The sequence below is a fragment of the Pelomonas nitida genome, from assembly GCF_043555975.1.
Taxonomy (GTDB): domain Bacteria; phylum Pseudomonadota; class Gammaproteobacteria; order Burkholderiales; family Burkholderiaceae_C; genus Pelomonas; species Pelomonas nitida.
Map to the genome: position 1 here is coordinate 229,570 of NZ_JBIGIA010000008.1, position 17,496 is coordinate 247,065.

The following is a 17,496-nucleotide window of genomic DNA, read 5'->3' on the forward strand; positions in this document are numbered from 1 at the left end:
CACGATTTATGGCTGGCGGCTGACAATTTGTCACCAGGAAGCCTGTCATGAGTACCAACGCCTTTGCCCCGCCCGAGGCCGGTCAGCACGGCGCGATGCCGCGCCGGCGGGGCTCATTGCGGCTGCGGTTGAGCCTGGGCGTGCCGGTGCTGACCGCGCTTGTCGTAGGCGCCATCGAATGGAGCCTGGGCGATCTCGTGGAGGCCGCCGATGGCCTGACCCGCATGGTGTGGCTGGTGCTGTTGCTCAGCGCGACGCAGTTGCTGCTCATCGAAGCGCTGCTGCTGTGGCCGCTGCGGCGGCTTGCGGCGGGCTGCGAGGCCATGGAGTCCGTGCCCGCGCCGCTGGCCGATGACGAGGCCGCGCCCGCGCCGCGGCTGGCGGCCGAACTGGAGCGCATCGGCCACGTGATGCGCCGTGCGCGCGGTTCACTGTGGCAGCAGGGCCAGGCGGCGCTGGCGCTGCAGCGCGAGCTGACGCAGCAGCGTGAATTGCTGGCGCAGGCGCAGCGTGAGCTGGCCGCCAATCAGCGCGAGCTGGCCGGCATGGCGCGCACCGACCCGCTGACCGGCCTGGCCAATCTGCGCGTCTTCGACGAAACGCTGCGGCGCGAGTTCAAGCGCGCCCAGCGCCAGCGCGGCTTGCTGGCCATCGCGGTGCTGGACCTGGATGAGTTCAAGCAGTTCAACGAGCGCCACGGCAGTGCGGCCGGCGACGCCGCGCTGCAGCGTGTGGCCCGCCTGCTGAACGAACGCTTCAAGCGCGACACCGATGTCGTCGCGCGCCTCGGTGGCGAAGAGTTCGTCGCGTTGCTGCCGGGCTTCGGCATGGCGGAAGCGCAGGGCGTGCTGGAGTTGCTGCGCGAGGATTTGCGTGCGCTGCGGCTGCCGGATGGTCAGGGACACCTGACGCTCAGCGTGGGCCTCGCCGCAGCCAGCCCGGGCCACCCCTACCTGAGCGCGCAGGCGTTGATGCAGGCGGCCGACGAGGCGCTCTACATCGCCAAGCACGCGGGGCGCGACCGGCTCAGCCTCGCGGCCTGAGCGGGCCCGCCGCCTTCAGCGGCCGTGCTCCTGGGCAGCCTGCAGTTGTTCGCCGACGCGGCGCGCGGCGCGCAGCACCAGGGTTTCGTCCAGCTGAGCCTGCGGTGCGATCTCGCTGGCGATCTCGTCGAGCTGATCCGGGTGGTTCAGCAACGCCCAGGCGACCGTCGAGATGGCGGCCACGCTGCGGCGCGCGAGGCCGTCGGGCATCGTCAGCGAGGACTGGATCTCGACGTGATGGCGCACGCTGGCCACGGCCGCCGGGGCGAGGCCCCAGCTTTCGCACAGCGCCGACCCCAGGGCGTCATGGCTGACGCCGAAGGCCGTCTTCTCCAGCTCGATCAGCTCCGCATCGTGCGTCGTGGCGCGCAGCATCGCCGGATAGTGGGTGGGCGCATGTCGGTACAGCACCGCCTTGCCGCATTCCTCGAACAGCCCCGCCGAATGCGCGGCCCAGGGGTCCACGCCCAGCATCTGCCCCATGCGGCCCATCAGCAGGCCGCGTTGCGACGCGCGGGCCCACACCGCCTCCAGTTCCGCAGCCGTCGGGAAGGCGGCACGCAGGCCCATCTCGAAGGTGATGGCGGCGACCTCGCGCATGCCGAGGTAGGTCAGCGCCTGATGCACCGTCTGCACGCGGCCACGCAGGCCGTACAGCGAGGAGTTCACGGCCTTCATGACGGCTGCGGCCAGCGCCATGTCGGTCTCGACCAGTGCCGACATGGCCTGCAGATCGATGTCCTCCTCCGCCATCAGCAGCGAGAGCTTGACCAGCACCTCGGGTTGGGTCGGGATCTCGATGTCCAGGTTGCGGAGTTCGGGGTCGACGGGCATGGTGGCTGGGCGGATACGCTGGGGAATACCCGATCGTAGATCAGCGTAAGAAGGCATCCCATGCTGTTTTGAGGATGAGGGCGCCGACCACCGTGACGAACACGCCGCGCACGAACCCCGCGCCATGCTTGAGCGCCAGTCGCGTGCCGGCCAGGCTGCCGATGACGTTGGTGACGGCCATCACGCCCGCGACATGCCACCACACCAGACCCTTGCTGACGAACAGCGAGATCGCAAACGCGTTGGTCAGCAGGTTCATCAGCTTGGCCGTGGCGGACGCGTGCAGGAAGTCGTAACCCAGCACCCGCACGAACAGGAAGACGAAGAAGCTGCCGGTGCCGGGGCCGAAGAAGCCGTCGTAGAAGCCCACCACCAGCGCGATGACGCCGGCCACCAGCGCCTCGGTGCGGCCCGTGAAGCGCGGGCGATGTTCGCGGCCAAGGTCTTTCTTGGCCAGCGTGTAGATGAAGACCGCCAGCAGCACCAGCGGCAAGGCCTTGCGCAAGCCCTCGGGGCTCACATGCGTGAGCACCCAGGCGCCGGTGAAGCTGCCGGCGCCGGCCAGCACGGCCGCGGGCAGCAGGCGGCGCCATGGCAGGGAGACGCGGCGCACGTATTGCACCGTCGCCCAGCCCGTGCCCCAGATGGCCGCGGCCTTGTTGGAGCCCATCAGCGTGGCGGGTGCGGCGTTGGGAAATGTGCTGAACAGGGCCGGCGTGAGCACGAGGCCGCCGCCGCCCGCAACGGCATCGATGAAACCGGCCAGCAGCGAGGCTGCGGCGACGATGAGCAGATCGAACATGGACGGGGGAAGGGCGGGTTGAAAACCGGGAGCCGGAAATAAAACGGCCACCAAGGGGTGCCTTGGTGGCCGGTGCGATTGTCTTCGGGGTTCCCGAAGCAATCTTGCTGTCTTGTCTCCTCACAACCCGCCCGGCGGCCCTGGACCGGAAGCCCGGAACCGCGTCGAGTGCAGTGAATGTATTGCCCTGGTCCGGTGCGTGTCATGGGGGTTACCCCGAAATGACGAAACAAGAGCGGGCATAATGCACTGAAATGGTGCGTTTTTTGGAGGTGAGCGCCTCCGAACGCCAACGCGTGCGGTCGGCGCCCCCCTTGTCGCTTCGTCTGGACACCCTGCCACGCCCTTGCGATGACGTCGCTCCGGGGCGTCCAAGATGCGATCTGCCAGGGCGATCTGGCGTCGCGATTCCTCGTTGCTCAAATCCGACATCCAAGTGCGGCCGCCGGCTTTCAGGCCTTGCGCATCAGCAGGCCGTGGCCCGAGCTTGCCATGTGTGTCGCTGCAGGCCTTCCGGATCGCCAGCGCGTTGAGCCCCAACTGATCGAGTGAGCGTGGCCGTCACATGGTGGGCCCGCTCCATCCCCCAGAATGCGGCCCGGTCAAATCCTGATTGCCAGGCGCCGGTGCTGCGGCACAGTCGCCGCTCCGCAGTACCTGCCGCTTAGCCTGCCATGTCCTTTCACTTCCCACGCCGCCCGGCGGCACGCGGCTTCACGCTGCTTGAACTGCTGGTCGTCATGGTCATCATCGGCCTGCTGGCTGGTTATGTCGGCCCCAAGTTCTTCGGCCAGATCGGTAAGAGCGAGGTCAAGGCCGCCAAGGCGCAGATCGACGCGTTGCAGAAGTCGCTGGACCAATACCGGCTGGACGTGGGCCGCTACCCCAGCACCGAGCAGGGCCTGGCCGTGCTGGTGACCAAGCCGGCCGACGAGCCGAAGTGGCAGGGGCCCTACCTGTCCAAGGCCGTGCCCAAGGACCCCTGGGGCAATGACTACCAGTACCGCGCGCCGGGTGAACACGGCGAATACGACTTGCTGAGCCTGGGCAAGGACGGCCGCCCAGGCGGCGAGGGTGAGGACGCCGACCTGACCTCCTGGTGAGCGTCTCCGTGCCGGAGTTCCAGACCCGCGTGCTGCGCGCCGGCGCTGTGAGCAGCGAGCGCGTCGAGGCCCCGGACCGTGCTGCCGTGGCGGCCGTGCTGGGCGTGGCGCCTCAGCATGTGCTGGAGGTGCGCGAACTGGTGGCAAGCCCTGGCGCCGGCAAGCCCTGGCGCCGCAACGCCCGTTTTCCCCTGCAGCTGTTCAGCCAGGAGCTGGCCGTGCTGCTGGACGCCGGCATCGCGCTGCTGGAGGCGCTGAACACGCTGCGCGAGAAGGAAGGCCAGCCCGGCGTGCGGGCGGCGCTGGACGCCGTCATCGCGCAGATCGAGCAGGGCCAGCCGCTGTCCGTCGCGTTGCGGCAGCAGCCGCAGGCCTTCGACGAACTCCTCTGCGCCATCGTCGCGGCCAACGAGAAGACCGGGCAGCTCTCCGTCGCACTGGCCCAGCATGCGCGCTATCTGGCCTGGGTGGATGGGCTGCGCTCGCGGCTCGTGGCCGCGCTGGTCTACCCCTTGATGCTGCTGGGCGTGGGCTCGGCGGTCATCCTGTTCCTGCTGCTCTACGTGCTGCCGCGCTTCGCGGGCATCCTGGAGCAGACGAGCGCCGAGCTGCCCTGGGCGTCGCGCGTGCTCATCGAGTTCGGCCAGACGGCGGGTGCGCATCCGGGCTTCGTGCTCGGCGGCCTCGCAGCGGCGGGCTTTGCCGTGTTCGCACTGTTCCGCCAGCCCGGCGTGCGCTTGCGCCTGCAGGCCGCGTTGTGGACGCTGCCGGGCCTGGGCCCGCGTCTTCGCGTGCTAGCGCTGGCGCGGCTGTACCGTTCGCTGGCCATGCTGCTGGCGTCGGGCGTGCCGGCCTTGTCGGCGCTGAAGATCGTCGTCGACGTCGTGGCCGCGCCGTGGCGGGAGGCGGTGCGTGGCGCGGCCGCGCAGATCGAGCGCGGCGAGCGGTTGTCGACGGCCTTCGATGCGCAAGACCTGGCGACGCCGGTGGCGCGCCGCATGTTGCGCGTGGGTGAGCGCAGCGGCGAGGTGGCGACGATGCTGGAGCGTGCCGCCGCCTTCCATGACGAGGAAGCCGCGCGGCTGACTGACCTGTTGTCGCGGCTCGTGAACCCAGCGCTGATGCTGATCATGGGCGTGCTGATTGGCGGGATCATCGTGCTGATGTACCTGCCGATTTTTCAGTTGGTGGAGCAGGTGCAGTGATGGGGTTTGCTGTTCGTTGCGTCGGCTTCTCGGCCAGGCCCGTGCCGGGAGTTCGCCCCGGCGGGCGACCTACTTTCTTGTGCGGACAAGAAAGTAGGCAAAGAAACCGCCCCTGCAAAACCGCCCCTTCGGGGTTCCCTGCGATGCTCGAAGCCCAGGGCCGCGCCGAACTCACTTCGCTACGCTCCGTTCAGACAGGCGGCGCGAAGTCAGTCCTTGAAGCGCGCTACGCGCGCGCCCTGGGCTTCTCCGCTTCTCGGCGGTTTAGAAGGGGAAGACCCAGAACAGCCGAACAGCCAATCGCCAAACCCGCCAGCCGGCTGGCACCGGCTGCTCGGATTGCCCCCTTTAGCCTCGCCGAGGAGCACAGCGGCTTGCAACCGCGCGCGCAGCGCGCCTCAAGCTCTGACTCCGCGCAACTGTTTGAGCAGAGCGTAGCGGCGCGAGTTTTGCGCGGGGTTGCAAGACGCGAGCACCGCAGGGCACCCCTCGCGCAGCGAGGGGCGAGGCGTTCGGGGGGAGCTCTTTGCTTACTTTCTGGCGGCCCAGAAAGTAAGTCGCCCGCCGGGGCGAACTCCCGGCACGGCAGGTGGCGCCAAGCAGAAGGGCCGCAGACATGACGACCTCCCTCCACGACTGGCTCCCCGCTGACCAAGGCCCCTGGCACCTCGACTTCGAGCAATGGCCACAGGCCCAGGCGCAGCGCTGGCGAGCCGTGCTGGCGGTCGGCGCCGACAACAAGCGCGTGCTGCTGGCCGAGCGCGATGAGGACGCGATGCTGCTGCAAAGCGTCGAGTCGCGCCTGAACGCGCCGGTCGGCTGGCAGCGTGCGTCGAGTGACGCCGTGACGCACTTCCTCGGTGCCGGCGAGGCGGACTTCCGCGCGCTGTCGGACGTCGAAGAGGCGCTGACGACCATCGAGGACCACACCGAGGAGCTGTCCGCGCTGGCGCTCAGCGAACAGGCCAGCCCCGTCGTGCGGCTGCTCAACGCGACCATCTACGACGCGCTGCAGGACGCCGCTTCCGACATCCACATCGAATGCACGGCGCGCGGCGCGGTGATCCGCTTTCGCGTCGACGGCGTCATGGCGTTGGTGCGTCAGGTGGACGGCCCGCAAGTCGCAGAGCAACTGGTGTCGCGCCTGAAGGTCATGGCCGAGCTGGACATTGGCGAGCGCCGGCTGCCGCAGGACGGCCGTTTCAAGCTGCGCGTGCAGGGGCGCGAGATCGACTTCCGCCTCTCCGTCATGCCCAGCGTGTTCGGCGAAGACGCCGTCATCCGCATCCTCGACCGCGCGGCCATCGCGCGCGCCGGCACGCTGACGCTGGACGCTTTAGGCTTCGGCGAGGATGAGCGCGCCGCCATCCGCCACCAGGCGCGCCAGCCGCACGGCATGCTGCTCGTCACCGGCCCCACCGGCTCCGGCAAGACGACGACGCTGTACGCCACGCTGGCCGAGATCCACACCGGCGCCGACAAGATCATCACCATCGAAGACCCGGTCGAGTACCAGTTGAGCGGCGTCGTGCAGATCCCCGTCAACGAGAAGAAGGGCCTGACCTTCTCGCGCGGGCTGCGCTCCATCCTGCGCCATGACCCGGACCGCGTCATGGTCGGCGAGATCCGCGACGCCGAGACCGCGCAGATCGCCGTGCAGGCCGCGCTGACGGGCCACCTGGTGTTCAGCACGGTGCATGCGAACAACGCGTTCGACGTCATCGGCCGCTTCATGCACATGGGGCTGGATCTCTACAACGTCGTGTCGGCGCTGAACGCCGTGCTGGCGCAGCGCCTGGTGCGGCTGACGTGCAGGCACTGCGCGAAGCCCTTCACGCCCGATCCCGCGACGCTGACAAGGCACGGCGTCATCAACGGCAACTTCCTGAAGGGCGAGGGCTGCGGCCATTGCCGCGGCACTGGCTACAAGGGGCGGCGCGCCGTGGCGGAGCTGCTGAAGCTCGACGACGGCCTGCGCGACCTCATCGCCGCGCGTGCGCCGATGTCCGACATCAAGGCGGCAGCGCGAGCGCGCGGCATGAAGTCGCTGCGTGAGATGGCGCTGGCCGCCGTGTGCCGGGGCGAGACGACTTTCGAGGAGCTGGAACGTGTCACGCTCGATGAGTGATTCGTTGACGCAGCGCCTGCGGCGGCAACTGAGCGCGCGCTTCGCCAAGCAGCGGCGCGTGTTCGTCACGCCGGAGGGGGGCGAGTTCGGCGCCTGGTGCCAGGAGCGGCCGGGCACGGCCGTGGAGCTCATCGTCTCCGCGCGGGCGTCGCACGAGCTGCTCGTCGAGCCGGGGCTGCCGCTACCCGATCTGGATGCGGTGCAGGCCTATGCGCAGCAGCAGTTCGCCCATTACTTCGGGGCCGCCGCGCAGCGCTTCGCGATTGCGCCGTGGCGCTCGGGTGAGGCGGCCGGGGCGTCGGCACTGCATGGGCTGGACCTGGCCGCATTGCGCGCGCAGGCCGATGCGGCCGGCGTGCGCATCGCCGCCGTGCGGCCGGCCTGGGCGGCCTGGCTGGCGTCCCTGCCCGCCGCCGTGCGCGCGTCCTCGGGTCGCTGTGTGTGGCAGGAGGGGCAGACGGCTGTCGTCATCCAGCTCGACCGGGGTCGCGTGGTGGCGCTGCAGCCGCGCCGTGTGCAGGCACTGGCCGATCTGGGGGGCGAAGCGCCACTGGCCGTCGGCACGCCCGACGACGCCGGGCTGCCGCAGCCGGGGCCGGCTGTTCCCCAACCTGATTTCCTGCCGCGCTCGGGGCGCTCGCCGCTGGCCTGGCCGCTGGCGGCAACGGGCGCGCTGGTGCTGGCGACGGCGGCCTGGAGCGCTGCCGATAGCCACCACGCGTTGGCCGTGGCGCAGTCGGCGCGTGAGCGCGTGGCCGCGTTGCGCCCTGCCGCAGCCGCCGCCCGGCCGGCGCCGCGCCGCGAGGCGCCGGCCGCCACGCCCAATCGTTCGGCGCAGGAGGCCCGCGCGCTGCTGGCCATGCCGTGGGAGCCGCTGCTGGCGCGCGTCGAGACGGCCGGCGCCGAGGCCAAGACCATCGCGTGGCTGGGCCTGGACGCGAACGCCGGCCGCGGCGAGTTGCGGCTCGAAGGCTTGACGCCCGACAAGCTGCTCGCGCTGCAGCTGGCGGAGCAACTGGGCGGCACGCCGGGCTGGCGGCAGGTCGTGCTGTCGCGTTTTTCGGCGGCCGAGTCGGGGCTGGCGGGGCAGCGTTTCGAGATCAATGCCCGCGTGCCGACGGGAGAGGTGCCATGAGCCGCTGGGGCAGAGCGTTGGGATGGCCGGGCCTTGCCGGGCTGGTGGCGTTGCTGCTGGCGGCGGTCATGGCCTGGGCCGGCCAGCGCTGGGATGCCCAGGCGACGGCCCTGCAGGCCGAGGCGCGGGCCCTGCGTGCCAAGGCTCGCCCTGCTGCGTCGGTGTCGGCAGGGCCCGTCAGCGCGCAGCAATGGCAGGCCGCGCTGCCGCCAGCGTCGCAGCGCCAGCAGCGCCTGGCCGATCTGCTGGAGCTGAGCCTGCGGCTGGATCTGCGCGGCGTGCGCACCGAGCACCGCCTCACGACCACCGAGGGCCTGGAGCGGCTGCGGGTGACCATGCCCGTCACCGGCCCCTATGCCCAGGTACGCCGGCTCATCGCCGCGGCGCTGGCGCACGACCCCGCGCTGAGCCTCGATGCGGTGAAGCTGCGCCGCGTCAGCCCGCTGAGCGCGGACGTGGAAGCCGAACTGCAATGGTCGCTGCACGGGAGGGCGCCATGAGTCGCGCTTTGTTGGCCGCGCCGGCTGCAGCGCCGCTGCGGCGCCGGCTCGTGCTGGGTGCCGCGCTTGCCGCGACGCTGGCGGCCACCGCGTGGGTCGCGATGCAGCCAGAAGAAGACGGCGCGCCGCCCGTCGCGCTGCCGCAGCGACGGGCCGCCGCTGCGCTGCCGGCTGCGTCAGCAGCCTCGGCAGCATCAGCGCCTGGCCTGCCGCCCGTTGCGCGCCAGCCCTGGGCCGAGGCAACGCCCGAGCAACTGGCCGCCTGGCAGCCGCCACCGCCGCCACCACCACCGCCCGCCCCGCCGCCGGCACCTGCGGCGCCGCCACCGCCACCAGTGGCGCCACCGCTGCCTTACCAGATGATCGGGCGGGTTGTCGAAGGTGAGGGCGCGCAGGCCGTCGAGGTGGCGCTGCTGGCCGGCCCGAACAAGGCGCTCAGTGCGCGGCGCGGCGATGTCATCGACGGCCAGTGGCGCGTCGAACAGGTGTCGACCAGCGGCGTCACGCTGACCTGGCTGCCCGCGCAGCTCCCCCAGAACATCGTTTTCAAGGCTGTGCCATGAAGCCGCTCCCTCTTCTTGTCGTCACTGCCGCGTTGCTGGCCGGCTGCGCCAACCCGGCGCTGCGCGAAGCCGAAGACCTCGGCCGCAGCAACCAGTGGCCCGCCGCGCTGCGCGTGCTGGACGACGCCGTGGCCCAGGACCCCAAGGACCCGCAGCTGCGCGCGGCCCAGGTGCGTGCCCGCGAGCAGGCGACGGCGCGGCTCATCCTGCAAATCGAGGCGCTGCGGGGGCAAAGCCGCTGGGACGAGGCGCAGGCCCTGTTGAGCGCGCTGGCACAGGCCGACGCGAAGCACCCGCGGCTGGCCGCGCTGACGGTGGACATCGAGCGTGGCCGCCGTCACGAGGCGCAGCTCGCCATCGGCCGCGCCGCGCTGAAGGAAGGCCGGCTCGAGCGCGCCGAAGCCGTGGCGCGCGAGATCCTCGCCGAGGCGCCGCAGCACCCCGGCGCCCGCCTGCTGGCCAGCCAGGTGGCGCAGGCCCGCCCGCTGGAGTCGGCCATCGGCGAGCTGGGCCCCGGCTTCCAGAAGCCCGTGACGCTGGAGTTCCGCGACGCGCCGCTGCGGCAGGTCTTCGAGGCGCTGGCGCGCTCCAGCAACATCAACTTTGTGTTCGACAAGGACGTGCGGGCCGATGCCCGCGTGACCGTGTTTCTGCGCGGCGTGTCGCTGGACGAGGCCATGCGCGTCATCCTCGGCACGCAGCAGCTGGACCGCAAGCTGCTCAACGACAGCTCGGTGCTGATCTTCCCGAACACCGCCGCCAAGCAGCGTGAGCACCAGGAGCTCATCACCCGCACGCTCTACCTGACCAACGCCGACGTGAAGCAGGTGCAGGCCATGGTGCGCACCATCGCCAAGGTGCGCGACATCCACATCGACGAGCGGCTGAACCTGCTCATCGTGCGCGACACACCCGAGGTGGTGCGGCTGGTGGAGAAGCTCATCGCCTCGGTCGACCTGCCCGAGCCCGAGGTCATGCTCGAAGTGGAAGTCATGGAGCTGGCCACCGACAAGACCGATGAGCTGGGCCTGAGCTGGCCCGAGCAGGTCACGTTCGGTCTGCCGGGGTCGTCGGCGACGACGGCGTTGTGGAGCGAGCGCGGCCAGTTCCGCGCCAGCATCGTCAACCCGGCTGTCGTGGCCAGCCTGCGCGCCTCGTCCGGCAACAACAACATCCTGGCCAACCCCAAGATCCGCGTGCGCAACCGCGACAAGGCCAAGGTCCACATCGGCCAGAAGGTGCCGGTGTTCACGACGACGACCAACTTCACCGGCTCCACCTCGGTGGCCGCCTCGGTGAGCTACCTCGACGTCGGGCTGAAGCTGGACGTGGAGCCCACCATCCAGCTCGACAACGACGTCGTCATCAAGGTCGGCCTGGAAGTCTCCAGCCTGATCAGCGAGGTGACAGGCCCGGGCGGCACGACGGCCTACCAGATCGGCACGCGCAACACCGCGACGACGCTGCGCCTGGCCGACGGCGAGACGCAGGTGCTGGCCGGCCTCATCAATGACGAGGACCGCAAGTCCTCGTCCGGCGTGCCGGGCCTGTCGCGCCTGCCGGTGCTGGGCCGGCTGTTCGGCACGCAGACCGACACGCGCAACAAGACGGAGGTGGTGCTGCTGATCACGCCGCGCGTCGTGCGCAACCTTGCCGTGCCCGACGCATCGCTGACGCGACTGCCCAGTGGCACCGACGCCAGCCCCGGCGCCTTCTCCAGCCTGATCCGCCGCGAAGGCCGGGTGGGTGTGGGCCTCAGCAGCGGTGGCGGCGCGCCGGCCGCGACATCCGCGCCATCGACACCCTCGCCCACGCCCGCAGCGCCGGCCGTGGCGGCGGAGGCTGCGCTCAAGCTCGACGTCACGCCGCAGATCCCGGCCGGCGGCACGGTGTCCGTCGCGCTGAAGAACGACAGCGGCCTGCAGATCAAGGGTGAACTGGAGTACGACGCCAGCCGCCTGACGCCGGCCCAGCCGCTGCAGGGCGCTGCGCCCGGGCGCTTCCCGATCGAGATCCCGCCGCGCGGCGACCGTGTCGTCGTGTTCCGCGCGCTGCCGCCGGCGGCCGGGCAGGTGCTCAACATCGGCCTCGGCAGCCTCAGCGCGTCGGGGCTGAACGGCGAGTCGGCGCCCGTGCGGGTCGACGGCACCGGGCTGTTGACGGTCGACGCGGCGAAATGAAGCCCCGCGTTCAACGCTTACGTTGGCCGGCGCCCCGAGGGGACGGCGATGCTTGCCGGCTCGACCGGCAAGCACATCGCCAGCGCGGGCCGGCCTGGGAGCGACCCGGCGCACGGCCCGCCACGGGAACTCACGTTTTGGCGGAGCACTGATGCGCAGCCGGGGCTTCACGCTCATCGAGATGTTGGTCGTGCTGGCCATGCTGGGCGTGCTGGCGTCGGCGGCGCGGCCGCTGCTGGAACTTTCGGTGCAGCGCAGCCGCGAGCATGAGCTGCGGCAGGCGCTGCGCACGCTGCGCGAGGCGCTGGACGCCTACAAGCGCGCGGCCGAGTCCGGCAGCATCGTGCTGAGCCCCGAGGACAGCGGCTATCCGCGTGCGCTGCAGCAACTGGTCGACGGTGTGGCGGATGCGAAGTCACCCAACGGCCGCAAGCTCTACTTCCTGCGCCGGCTGCCGCGCGACCCGTTTGCGCCGGCCGACCAGCCCGCCGCCGAGAGCTGGGGTCTGCGCGCCTACGACAGCCCGCCCGACGAGCCGCGCGCCGGCAAGGACGTGTTCGACGTGTTCTCGCGGTCCGAGCGCAAGGCGCTGGATGGCAGCAAGCTCAAGGATTGGTGATGGCCCCGAACTGTCCTGGCGCACCATCGCTGCCTGTCCGCCAGCAGCACCTGCGGAACCGGCCTTGCCAGGCCGGCGGGTGCAGGCCGCGCAAAGCACGTGGGCGGGGGTTCACATTGATCGAGCTGATCGTCGTCATGGCGATCGTGGCGCTGCTGACCTCCATCGTGGCGCCGCGCTATTTCCACTCACTGCAGAAGAGCAAGGAGACGGCCCTGCTGCAGTCGCTGACGACGATGCGCGACGCGCTCGACCAGTTTGCCGCCGACAAAGGGCGTTATCCCGAGTCGCTGCTGGAACTGGCCGCTGCGCGCTACATCCGCGACGTGCCCGAAGACCCGCTCACCGGCAGCCGCGAGACCTGGGTGGAGCTGCCGCCGCCGACCGACATGCAGGCCGCTGGCCGCGTGTGGGACGTGCGCAGCGGCGCCGCCGGGCGCTCGGCGGACGGCAGGCTCTATGCCGACTGGTAATGCCGCCGTACAGCGGGGCTTCAGCTACCTGGCCGTGCTGTTTCTCGTCGCGTTGACGGCGGCGGGCCTGGCGGCGCTGGGGCAGGCGTGGAGCACGGCCGCGCAGCGTGAGAAGGAGCGCGAACTGGAGTTTCGTGGCAGCGAGATCGCCCGCGCGATGCGAAGCTACTACCAGGCCACACCCACGCCGCCGCGCCAATACCCGGCCACGCTGGAGGAACTGCTGGAAGACCGCCGCGGGCCGGTGGTGCGGCGCCATCTGCGCCGGCTCTACGCCGACCCGTTCACCGGGCGGCCGGACTGGGAGCTGGTGCCCGAGCCGGGCCAGGTCGACCGCTACAGCGGCTTGCGCAGCCGCTCCACCCAGCCGTTGCTGCGTGCCGCGGCGCCGGACGGGACGCCCACGCCGACAGCCGCCGCGCGCGTGTTCAGCGCGCTGGCTCAGGGCGATGGGCAGGCGGTGCAAGCGCCGCTGCCGGCCGAGGCGCCGTCAGCTCCCGCGGCTGCCGTATCTTCCGCTCGCTAACGAAACGTTTTATTGCACATTTGCCATGCGTGGAAACCCTTCCCCCGCAGGTAAAGGGCGGGGAAGTTGGGATAGTCGTGAACTAATGCTTGCACAGAATCGGGCGCTCCCGGCGGAGCCTATCGGGCGCCCCTGGCAAACGCATCGGGATGCGGCCGCCTGATCGGTGGTTCGAGTGACGTCCTGCTGCACCTCTTGTTCAACTGACCGCAGAAAGTAGGTAGTGCAATGAAGAAGGTTGGGATCCGACTGGCCATGGCGGCCGCAGCCCTGTTGACGTCGATCGGTGTTCAGGCGGGCGTGCTGCGCACCACGATCACGTTCGACCCCGTGGACACGTCCACGCTCGCCTTTCCGCCCCTGCTGGTCTATGGCGACGAGTTCTACCAGCCCGGCCTGGGCGGCCGCACGATGTGGCTGGACCCTTTCTCAAACTCCTCCATCGGTGGCGCCGGCGACCTGGTTGGCGCCGTTGTGGACGGCGCCTGCGCGGACCTGGGCTGCCCCGTCAACAACGCGAGCAACTACGTCGCCATGCTCGACGACGGCGTGCTGGCCTTTGGTTCGACTGACGGGTTCACGTTTTCCGTGCAGAGCCTGAATGCGAGCTTCATCGGCTCCGGCGATGTGATGAGCACGACGCCCGGCTACCTGGCGCTGCAAGGCGTTCGCAACGGCCAGTCGATGACGGCCTACTTCGCGCTGACCGGCCTGGATGCCAACGGTCAGCTGAACTTCAGCACCATCGACACGGGTGCCTTCGGCGACTACGAATTCGACAACGTCTACGCCTTTGCCTACGCGTGCAAGGGCTCGTCATGCCAGGCCTTCTCGAGCAACCAGGCTCAGTTCGCGCTGGACGACATCGTCATCGAGCATGTGCCCGAGCCCGCCAGCCTGGCGCTGGTCGGCATCGCCGGCCTGGCCTATTTGGGCGCCCGTCGCCGCCGCGCTGCCTGACCCGCCGACCGCATCGAAAGGATCTCTCCATGAAGATGAAACTCAAGCCTGCCGCCCTGGCCACGCTCGTGCTCGCGTCGGGGCTGGCCACCGGTGCCTTCGCCCAGGATCGCAAGACCTACATCGTCCAGTTGAAGGACGAACCCGCCGCGTCTTACCAGGGCGGCGTTGCCGGTCTGGCCGCCACTCAGCCCGCAGCGGGCGACAGCTTCAAGTACGGCAGCGCGGCCGTGCAGGCCTATGTCAGCTACCTTGGCCAGCAGCAGAGCAGGGTGCTGGCGGTGGTGGGCAGCGCGCCGGTGCTGGCCACTTACAACGTGGTGTTCAACGGCTTCGCGGCGAGCCTGACCGACGACGAGGCCCGCTCGCTGTCCACCAACACGGAGGTGGTCGGCCTGTGGCTGGACCAGCCGCGCCAGCTCGACACGATCTCGACCTCGCGCTTCCTGAAGCTCAGCGAGCCCGGTGGTCTGTGGTCCAAGAGCGTGAGCGGCTTCCCGGTGAAGGGTGAGAACCTTGTCGTCGGCATCGTGGACGGCGGCATCTGGCCGGAGAACCCGGCCTTCTTCGACCGTGTCGATGTCAATGGCGTGCCCACCAACAATGCAGCCGACACGCTGGCCTTCGGGCCCGCCCCGGCCAGCTTCACCGGCGGTTGCGTCGCAGGCCCTGGCATCGACCCGGCCAAGCACTGCAACAACAAGCTGATCGGCCTCAAGCATTTCAACACCGGCTTCAAGGCCAGCGGCCAGACGCTGCACTGGACCGACTTCCCCGATTCCGGTCGCGATTCGTTGTCGGGCGCCACCGGCCATGGCGGCCACGGCGACCACACGGCATCCACGGCGGCGGGCAATGCCAACGTGCCGGTCACGATCAACAACGCCCTCGTCGGCACGGCCTCCGGCATGGCGCCGCGCGCGCGCGTCGCGGCATACAAGGTCTGCTGGACCTATGTGAACCCGGCGGCCACCGACGGCACCGGCAGCCAGAACAGCTGCTACACCTCCGACTCGGTTGCGGCCATCGATGCCGCCGTGGCGGACGGCGTCAACGTCATCAACTACTCGATCAGTGGCTCGCAGACCTCGGTCAACGACCCCGTCGAGCAGGCCTTCTACCGCGCTGCGCTGGCGGGCGTGTTCGTTGCCGCATCCGCCGGCAACAGCGGCCCCGGCCAGGCGGTGGCCCACATCAGCCCATGGCTGACCACGGTCGCGGCCTCCACGCATGACCGCGCCTTCTCGGGCAGCGCGACGGTGGGTGGCACCGCCTACACCGGCGGCTCCACCACGCAGACCGGGCTGACGACGCCGACGGACATGATCCTCGCCGAGAACGCCGGCGTGGGCGGCGGCAACGCTAGCCTGTGCTTCAGCGCCGCGCCGCCGGCCGGCCAGGTGCTGCTGGACCCCGCCAAGGTGGCCGGTAAGCTGGTGGTTTGCACGCGCGGCACGAATGCGCGTGTCGACAAGGGCCTGGCCGTCAAGAACGCGGGCGGCGTGGGCATGATCCTCGTCAATGCGGCGGCGGGCCAGACGGTCGACAGCGACTTCCAATCCGTCCCGACGGTGCAGGTCACCAACACCGACGGCGCGGCCATCAAGGCCTATGTCAGCGGCAGCGCCAGCCCCAAGGGCACGATCGCCACGGCGACCATGGGCGTGAAGGCGGCGCCCGTCATGGCCGACTTCTCGTCGCGCGGCCCCAACGGTGGCGACAGCAACGTGCTGAAGCCTGACCTGACGGCACCAGGCGTGGACATCATCGCCCAGGTCACGCCGGTGCAGGACGAGGCCCAGAAGGCTCAGATCGCCGCCGGCACGCTGGTGCCGCCGCCGGCCTGGGACAGCTACCAGGGCACGTCCATGTCCAGCCCGCACGTGGCGGGCCTGGCGCTGCTGCTGAAGCAGGCCAACCCGACCTGGGGTCCGGGCGCCATCAAGTCGGCGCTGATGACCACCGCGTACTCGACGCTGGATGACGGCCTGCCGTCGCCGCAGAACGGCCTGCTGCCCTGGGCGCAAGGCGCTGGCCATGTCGACCCGCAGAAGGCGGTCGACCCTGGTCTGATCTACCCGGCCGGCAAGAACGACTGGGTCAAGTACCAGTGCAAGGTCAACAAGGCCGCCGTCACGCCGGCCAGCGATTGCACGACCATCGGCACGCTGGACGAGACCTACAACCTGAACCTGCCGTCCATCACGGTCGGCACGGTGACGGGCGGGGTCGCGGTCACGCGCAGTGTCACCAACGTCGGCGCGACCACGGCGACGTATACCGCCGCCGTGACGCCGCCGGCCGGCTTCACGACGACGGTGTCGCCCAGCACGCTGACGCTGGCGCCGGGTGAGACCAAGTCGTTCGCCGTCAGCATCGCGGCGGCCGGTGCGGCCGAAGGCGTCTGGCAGTTCGGCCAGTTGGTGTGGAGCGACGGTGTGCACTCGGTGCGCTCGCCCATCCAGGCCAAGGCCGGCAAGACGATCTCGGCGCCCGTCGAGTTCACCGACACCAAGACCTCCGGCAGCAAGCTGTTCACCGTGCGCACCGGCTTCGCCGGCCGCATGGGCGTGCTCAAGGGCGGTTTGAAGGACGTGACGATGGGCGCGGAAACGTCGCTGACGCCGTTGGCCACCAGCTCCGCGACTTTGGCCAGCCGCTGCGCCAACAGCAGCAACTACGCCTCGATCGCGAAGTACACCTTTACCGTGCCGGCCGGTGCCATCGTGGGGCGCTGGGCGCTGCGGCAAGCCGACGTCGGTGCTGCAACGGATGACCACGACCTTGTCGTCGTCAATATGGCGACGGCGGCCTACACCTACTCGGGCAATGACGGTTCCGATGAGGTGGTGCAGCTCGTGGCGCCGACCGCAGGCACCTACCGCGCCTGCGTGCTGGCCTACGGCGGCACGGCGCCGATGAAGCACAAGCTGTCGAGCTGGATCGTCTCGCCGGGTGATGCGGGCGGCCTGAATGCGCTGGTGCCGTCGCAGGTCTACGCGGGCAGCACCGCGACCGTGGGCTTCAGCTGGACGGGCCTGGCGGCTGGCAAGCGCACCGTGGGTGGTGCGCAGTGGCTGGATGCGGCCGGCAAGGTGCAGGCAACCACCGTGCTGCGTGTCTCGACGGATGGCAGCGTGCCGGTGCAGAACGTGCCGAGCAACATGCCGGGCAAGCTGGTCGACGCAGCCGTTACCGAGTAAGGCTGACGCGACACCGGGGCGCTGGTGCCCCGGCCGTGACCAGGCCGCATGCCGAGAGGCGTGCGGCCTTTTCCTTTGGGGCGCTGCGGTGGCTTAGAGCCGCTAACAAAATTCCGGCAAGGCGCGACAACAGATGACGCAGCAGGCCAAGCTCAACAGCGCCACATGAGTCTCGACGGCGCGCTCAAACCGGATGCGCAGCTTGCCAAACGCGGCCAGCCA

The 17,496-nt window shown here is 70.0% G+C and carries 15 protein-coding genes and 1 pseudogene; 13 read left to right on the forward strand and 3 right to left on the reverse strand.

Annotated elements, in window-relative coordinates; genetic code table 11:
• Window positions 1–47: 47 nt before the first annotated feature.
• Window positions 48–1,043 (forward strand): GGDEF domain-containing protein, encoded by a 996-nt coding sequence (locus tag ACG00X_RS12695; protein WP_394488550.1) that lies wholly within the window; start codon window positions 48–50, stop codon window positions 1,041–1,043.
• A gap of 15 nt (window positions 1,044–1,058) precedes the next feature.
• Here ACG00X_RS12695 and ACG00X_RS12700 read toward each other — a convergent pair whose 3' ends face one another.
• Complete coding sequence (locus ACG00X_RS12700) at window positions 1,059–1,877, reverse strand: HDOD domain-containing protein (RefSeq protein ID WP_394488551.1); 819 nt, start codon at window positions 1,875–1,877, stop codon at window positions 1,059–1,061.
• Window positions 1,878–1,917: 40 nt separating this feature from the next.
• A complete protein-coding gene (locus ACG00X_RS12705) occupies window positions 1,918–2,679 on the reverse strand; it encodes a sulfite exporter TauE/SafE family protein (protein ID WP_394488552.1) in 762 nt (253 codons plus the stop codon).
• Between the two features lie 674 nt (window positions 2,680–3,353).
• Here ACG00X_RS12705 and gspG point away from each other — a divergent pair.
• The 12 genes from gspG (at window position 3,354) to ACG00X_RS12765 (ending at window position 17,274) form a co-directional block, all read left to right on the forward strand.
• Window positions 3,354–3,782, forward strand: coding sequence for a type II secretion system major pseudopilin GspG (gspG, locus tag ACG00X_RS12710; RefSeq protein WP_394488553.1), 429 nt, complete (start codon window positions 3,354–3,356; stop codon window positions 3,780–3,782).
• Window positions 3,779–4,987, forward strand: coding sequence for a type II secretion system F family protein (locus ACG00X_RS12715; RefSeq protein WP_394488554.1), 1,209 nt, complete (start codon window positions 3,779–3,781; stop codon window positions 4,985–4,987). The genes gspG and ACG00X_RS12715 overlap by 4 nt, the downstream gene beginning before the upstream one ends.
• Before the next feature lie 616 nt (window positions 4,988–5,603).
• On the forward strand, window positions 5,604–7,115 hold the full coding sequence (locus ACG00X_RS12720; RefSeq protein ID WP_394488555.1) for a GspE/PulE family protein: 1,512 nt from the start codon (window positions 5,604–5,606) through the stop codon (window positions 7,113–7,115).
• On the forward strand, window positions 7,108–8,250 hold the full coding sequence (locus tag ACG00X_RS12725; RefSeq protein ID WP_394488556.1) for a serine/threonine-protein kinase: 1,143 nt from the start codon (window positions 7,108–7,110) through the stop codon (window positions 8,248–8,250). The genes ACG00X_RS12720 and ACG00X_RS12725 overlap by 8 nt, the downstream gene beginning before the upstream one ends.
• Window positions 8,247–8,750 (forward strand): hypothetical protein, encoded by a 504-nt coding sequence (locus ACG00X_RS12730; protein ID WP_394488557.1) that lies wholly within the window; start codon window positions 8,247–8,249, stop codon window positions 8,748–8,750. The genes ACG00X_RS12725 and ACG00X_RS12730 overlap by 4 nt, the downstream gene beginning before the upstream one ends.
• Window positions 8,747–9,313, forward strand: a complete 567-nt coding sequence (locus ACG00X_RS12735; protein ID WP_394488558.1) for a hypothetical protein — start codon at window positions 8,747–8,749, stop codon at window positions 9,311–9,313. Before ACG00X_RS12730 ends, ACG00X_RS12735 begins: the two co-directional genes overlap by 4 nt.
• Window positions 9,310–11,493: a secretin N-terminal domain-containing protein gene (locus ACG00X_RS12740; RefSeq protein ID WP_394488559.1), complete on the forward strand. Its 2,184-nt coding sequence runs from the start codon at window positions 9,310–9,312 to the stop codon at window positions 11,491–11,493. Before ACG00X_RS12735 ends, ACG00X_RS12740 begins: the two co-directional genes overlap by 4 nt.
• A 151-nt stretch (window positions 11,494–11,644) precedes the next feature.
• Complete coding sequence (locus tag ACG00X_RS12745) at window positions 11,645–12,112, forward strand: type II secretion system protein (protein WP_394488560.1); 468 nt, start codon at window positions 11,645–11,647, stop codon at window positions 12,110–12,112.
• Window positions 12,113–12,162: 50 nt separating this feature from the next.
• On the forward strand, window positions 12,163–12,585 hold the full coding sequence (locus ACG00X_RS12750) for a type II secretion system protein (protein WP_394488566.1): 423 nt from the start codon (window positions 12,163–12,165) through the stop codon (window positions 12,583–12,585).
• A complete protein-coding gene (locus ACG00X_RS12755; protein WP_394488561.1) occupies window positions 12,572–13,111 on the forward strand; it encodes a type II secretion system protein in 540 nt (179 codons plus the stop codon). The genes ACG00X_RS12750 and ACG00X_RS12755 overlap by 14 nt, the downstream gene beginning before the upstream one ends.
• Window positions 13,112–13,339: 228 nt before the next feature.
• Entirely contained in the window at window positions 13,340–14,071 is a 732-nt protein-coding gene (locus tag ACG00X_RS12760) for an NF038120 family PEP-CTERM protein (protein WP_394488562.1), read from the forward strand.
• Window positions 14,072–14,100: 29 nt separating this feature from the next.
• Window positions 14,101–17,274, forward strand: a complete 3,174-nt coding sequence (locus ACG00X_RS12765; protein ID WP_394488563.1) for a S8 family serine peptidase — start codon at window positions 14,101–14,103, stop codon at window positions 17,272–17,274.
• A gap of 102 nt (window positions 17,275–17,376) precedes the next feature.
• Here ACG00X_RS12765 and ACG00X_RS12770 read toward each other — a convergent pair.
• Window positions 17,377–17,496 (reverse strand): annotated as a pseudogene (locus tag ACG00X_RS12770) (IS5/IS1182 family transposase); the annotation flags it as partial.

Excerpts from the sequence above, each read along its gene's own strand:
- ACG00X_RS12695 (WP_394488550.1), top strand. The coding sequence starts at position 48 with ATGAGTACCAACGCCTTTGCCCCGCCCGAGGCCGGTCAGCACGGCGCG.
- ACG00X_RS12700 (WP_394488551.1), bottom strand. The coding sequence starts at position 1,877 with ATGCCCGTCGACCCCGAACTCCGCAACCTGGACATCGAGATCCCGACC.
- ACG00X_RS12705 (WP_394488552.1), bottom strand. The coding sequence starts at position 2,679 with ATGTTCGATCTGCTCATCGTCGCCGCAGCCTCGCTGCTGGCCGGTTTC.
- gspG (WP_394488553.1), top strand. The coding sequence starts at position 3,354 with ATGTCCTTTCACTTCCCACGCCGCCCGGCGGCACGCGGCTTCACGCTG.
- ACG00X_RS12720 (WP_394488555.1), top strand. The coding sequence starts at position 5,604 with ATGACGACCTCCCTCCACGACTGGCTCCCCGCTGACCAAGGCCCCTGG.
- ACG00X_RS12725 (WP_394488556.1), top strand. The coding sequence starts at position 7,108 with ATGAGTGATTCGTTGACGCAGCGCCTGCGGCGGCAACTGAGCGCGCGC.
- ACG00X_RS12730 (WP_394488557.1), top strand. The coding sequence starts at position 8,247 with ATGAGCCGCTGGGGCAGAGCGTTGGGATGGCCGGGCCTTGCCGGGCTG.
- ACG00X_RS12735 (WP_394488558.1), top strand. The coding sequence starts at position 8,747 with ATGAGTCGCGCTTTGTTGGCCGCGCCGGCTGCAGCGCCGCTGCGGCGC.
- ACG00X_RS12740 (WP_394488559.1), top strand. The coding sequence starts at position 9,310 with ATGAAGCCGCTCCCTCTTCTTGTCGTCACTGCCGCGTTGCTGGCCGGC.
- ACG00X_RS12745 (WP_394488560.1), top strand. The coding sequence starts at position 11,645 with ATGCGCAGCCGGGGCTTCACGCTCATCGAGATGTTGGTCGTGCTGGCC.
- ACG00X_RS12755 (WP_394488561.1), top strand. The coding sequence starts at position 12,572 with ATGCCGACTGGTAATGCCGCCGTACAGCGGGGCTTCAGCTACCTGGCC.
- ACG00X_RS12760 (WP_394488562.1), top strand. The coding sequence starts at position 13,340 with ATGAAGAAGGTTGGGATCCGACTGGCCATGGCGGCCGCAGCCCTGTTG.
- ACG00X_RS12765 (WP_394488563.1), top strand. The coding sequence starts at position 14,101 with ATGAAGATGAAACTCAAGCCTGCCGCCCTGGCCACGCTCGTGCTCGCG.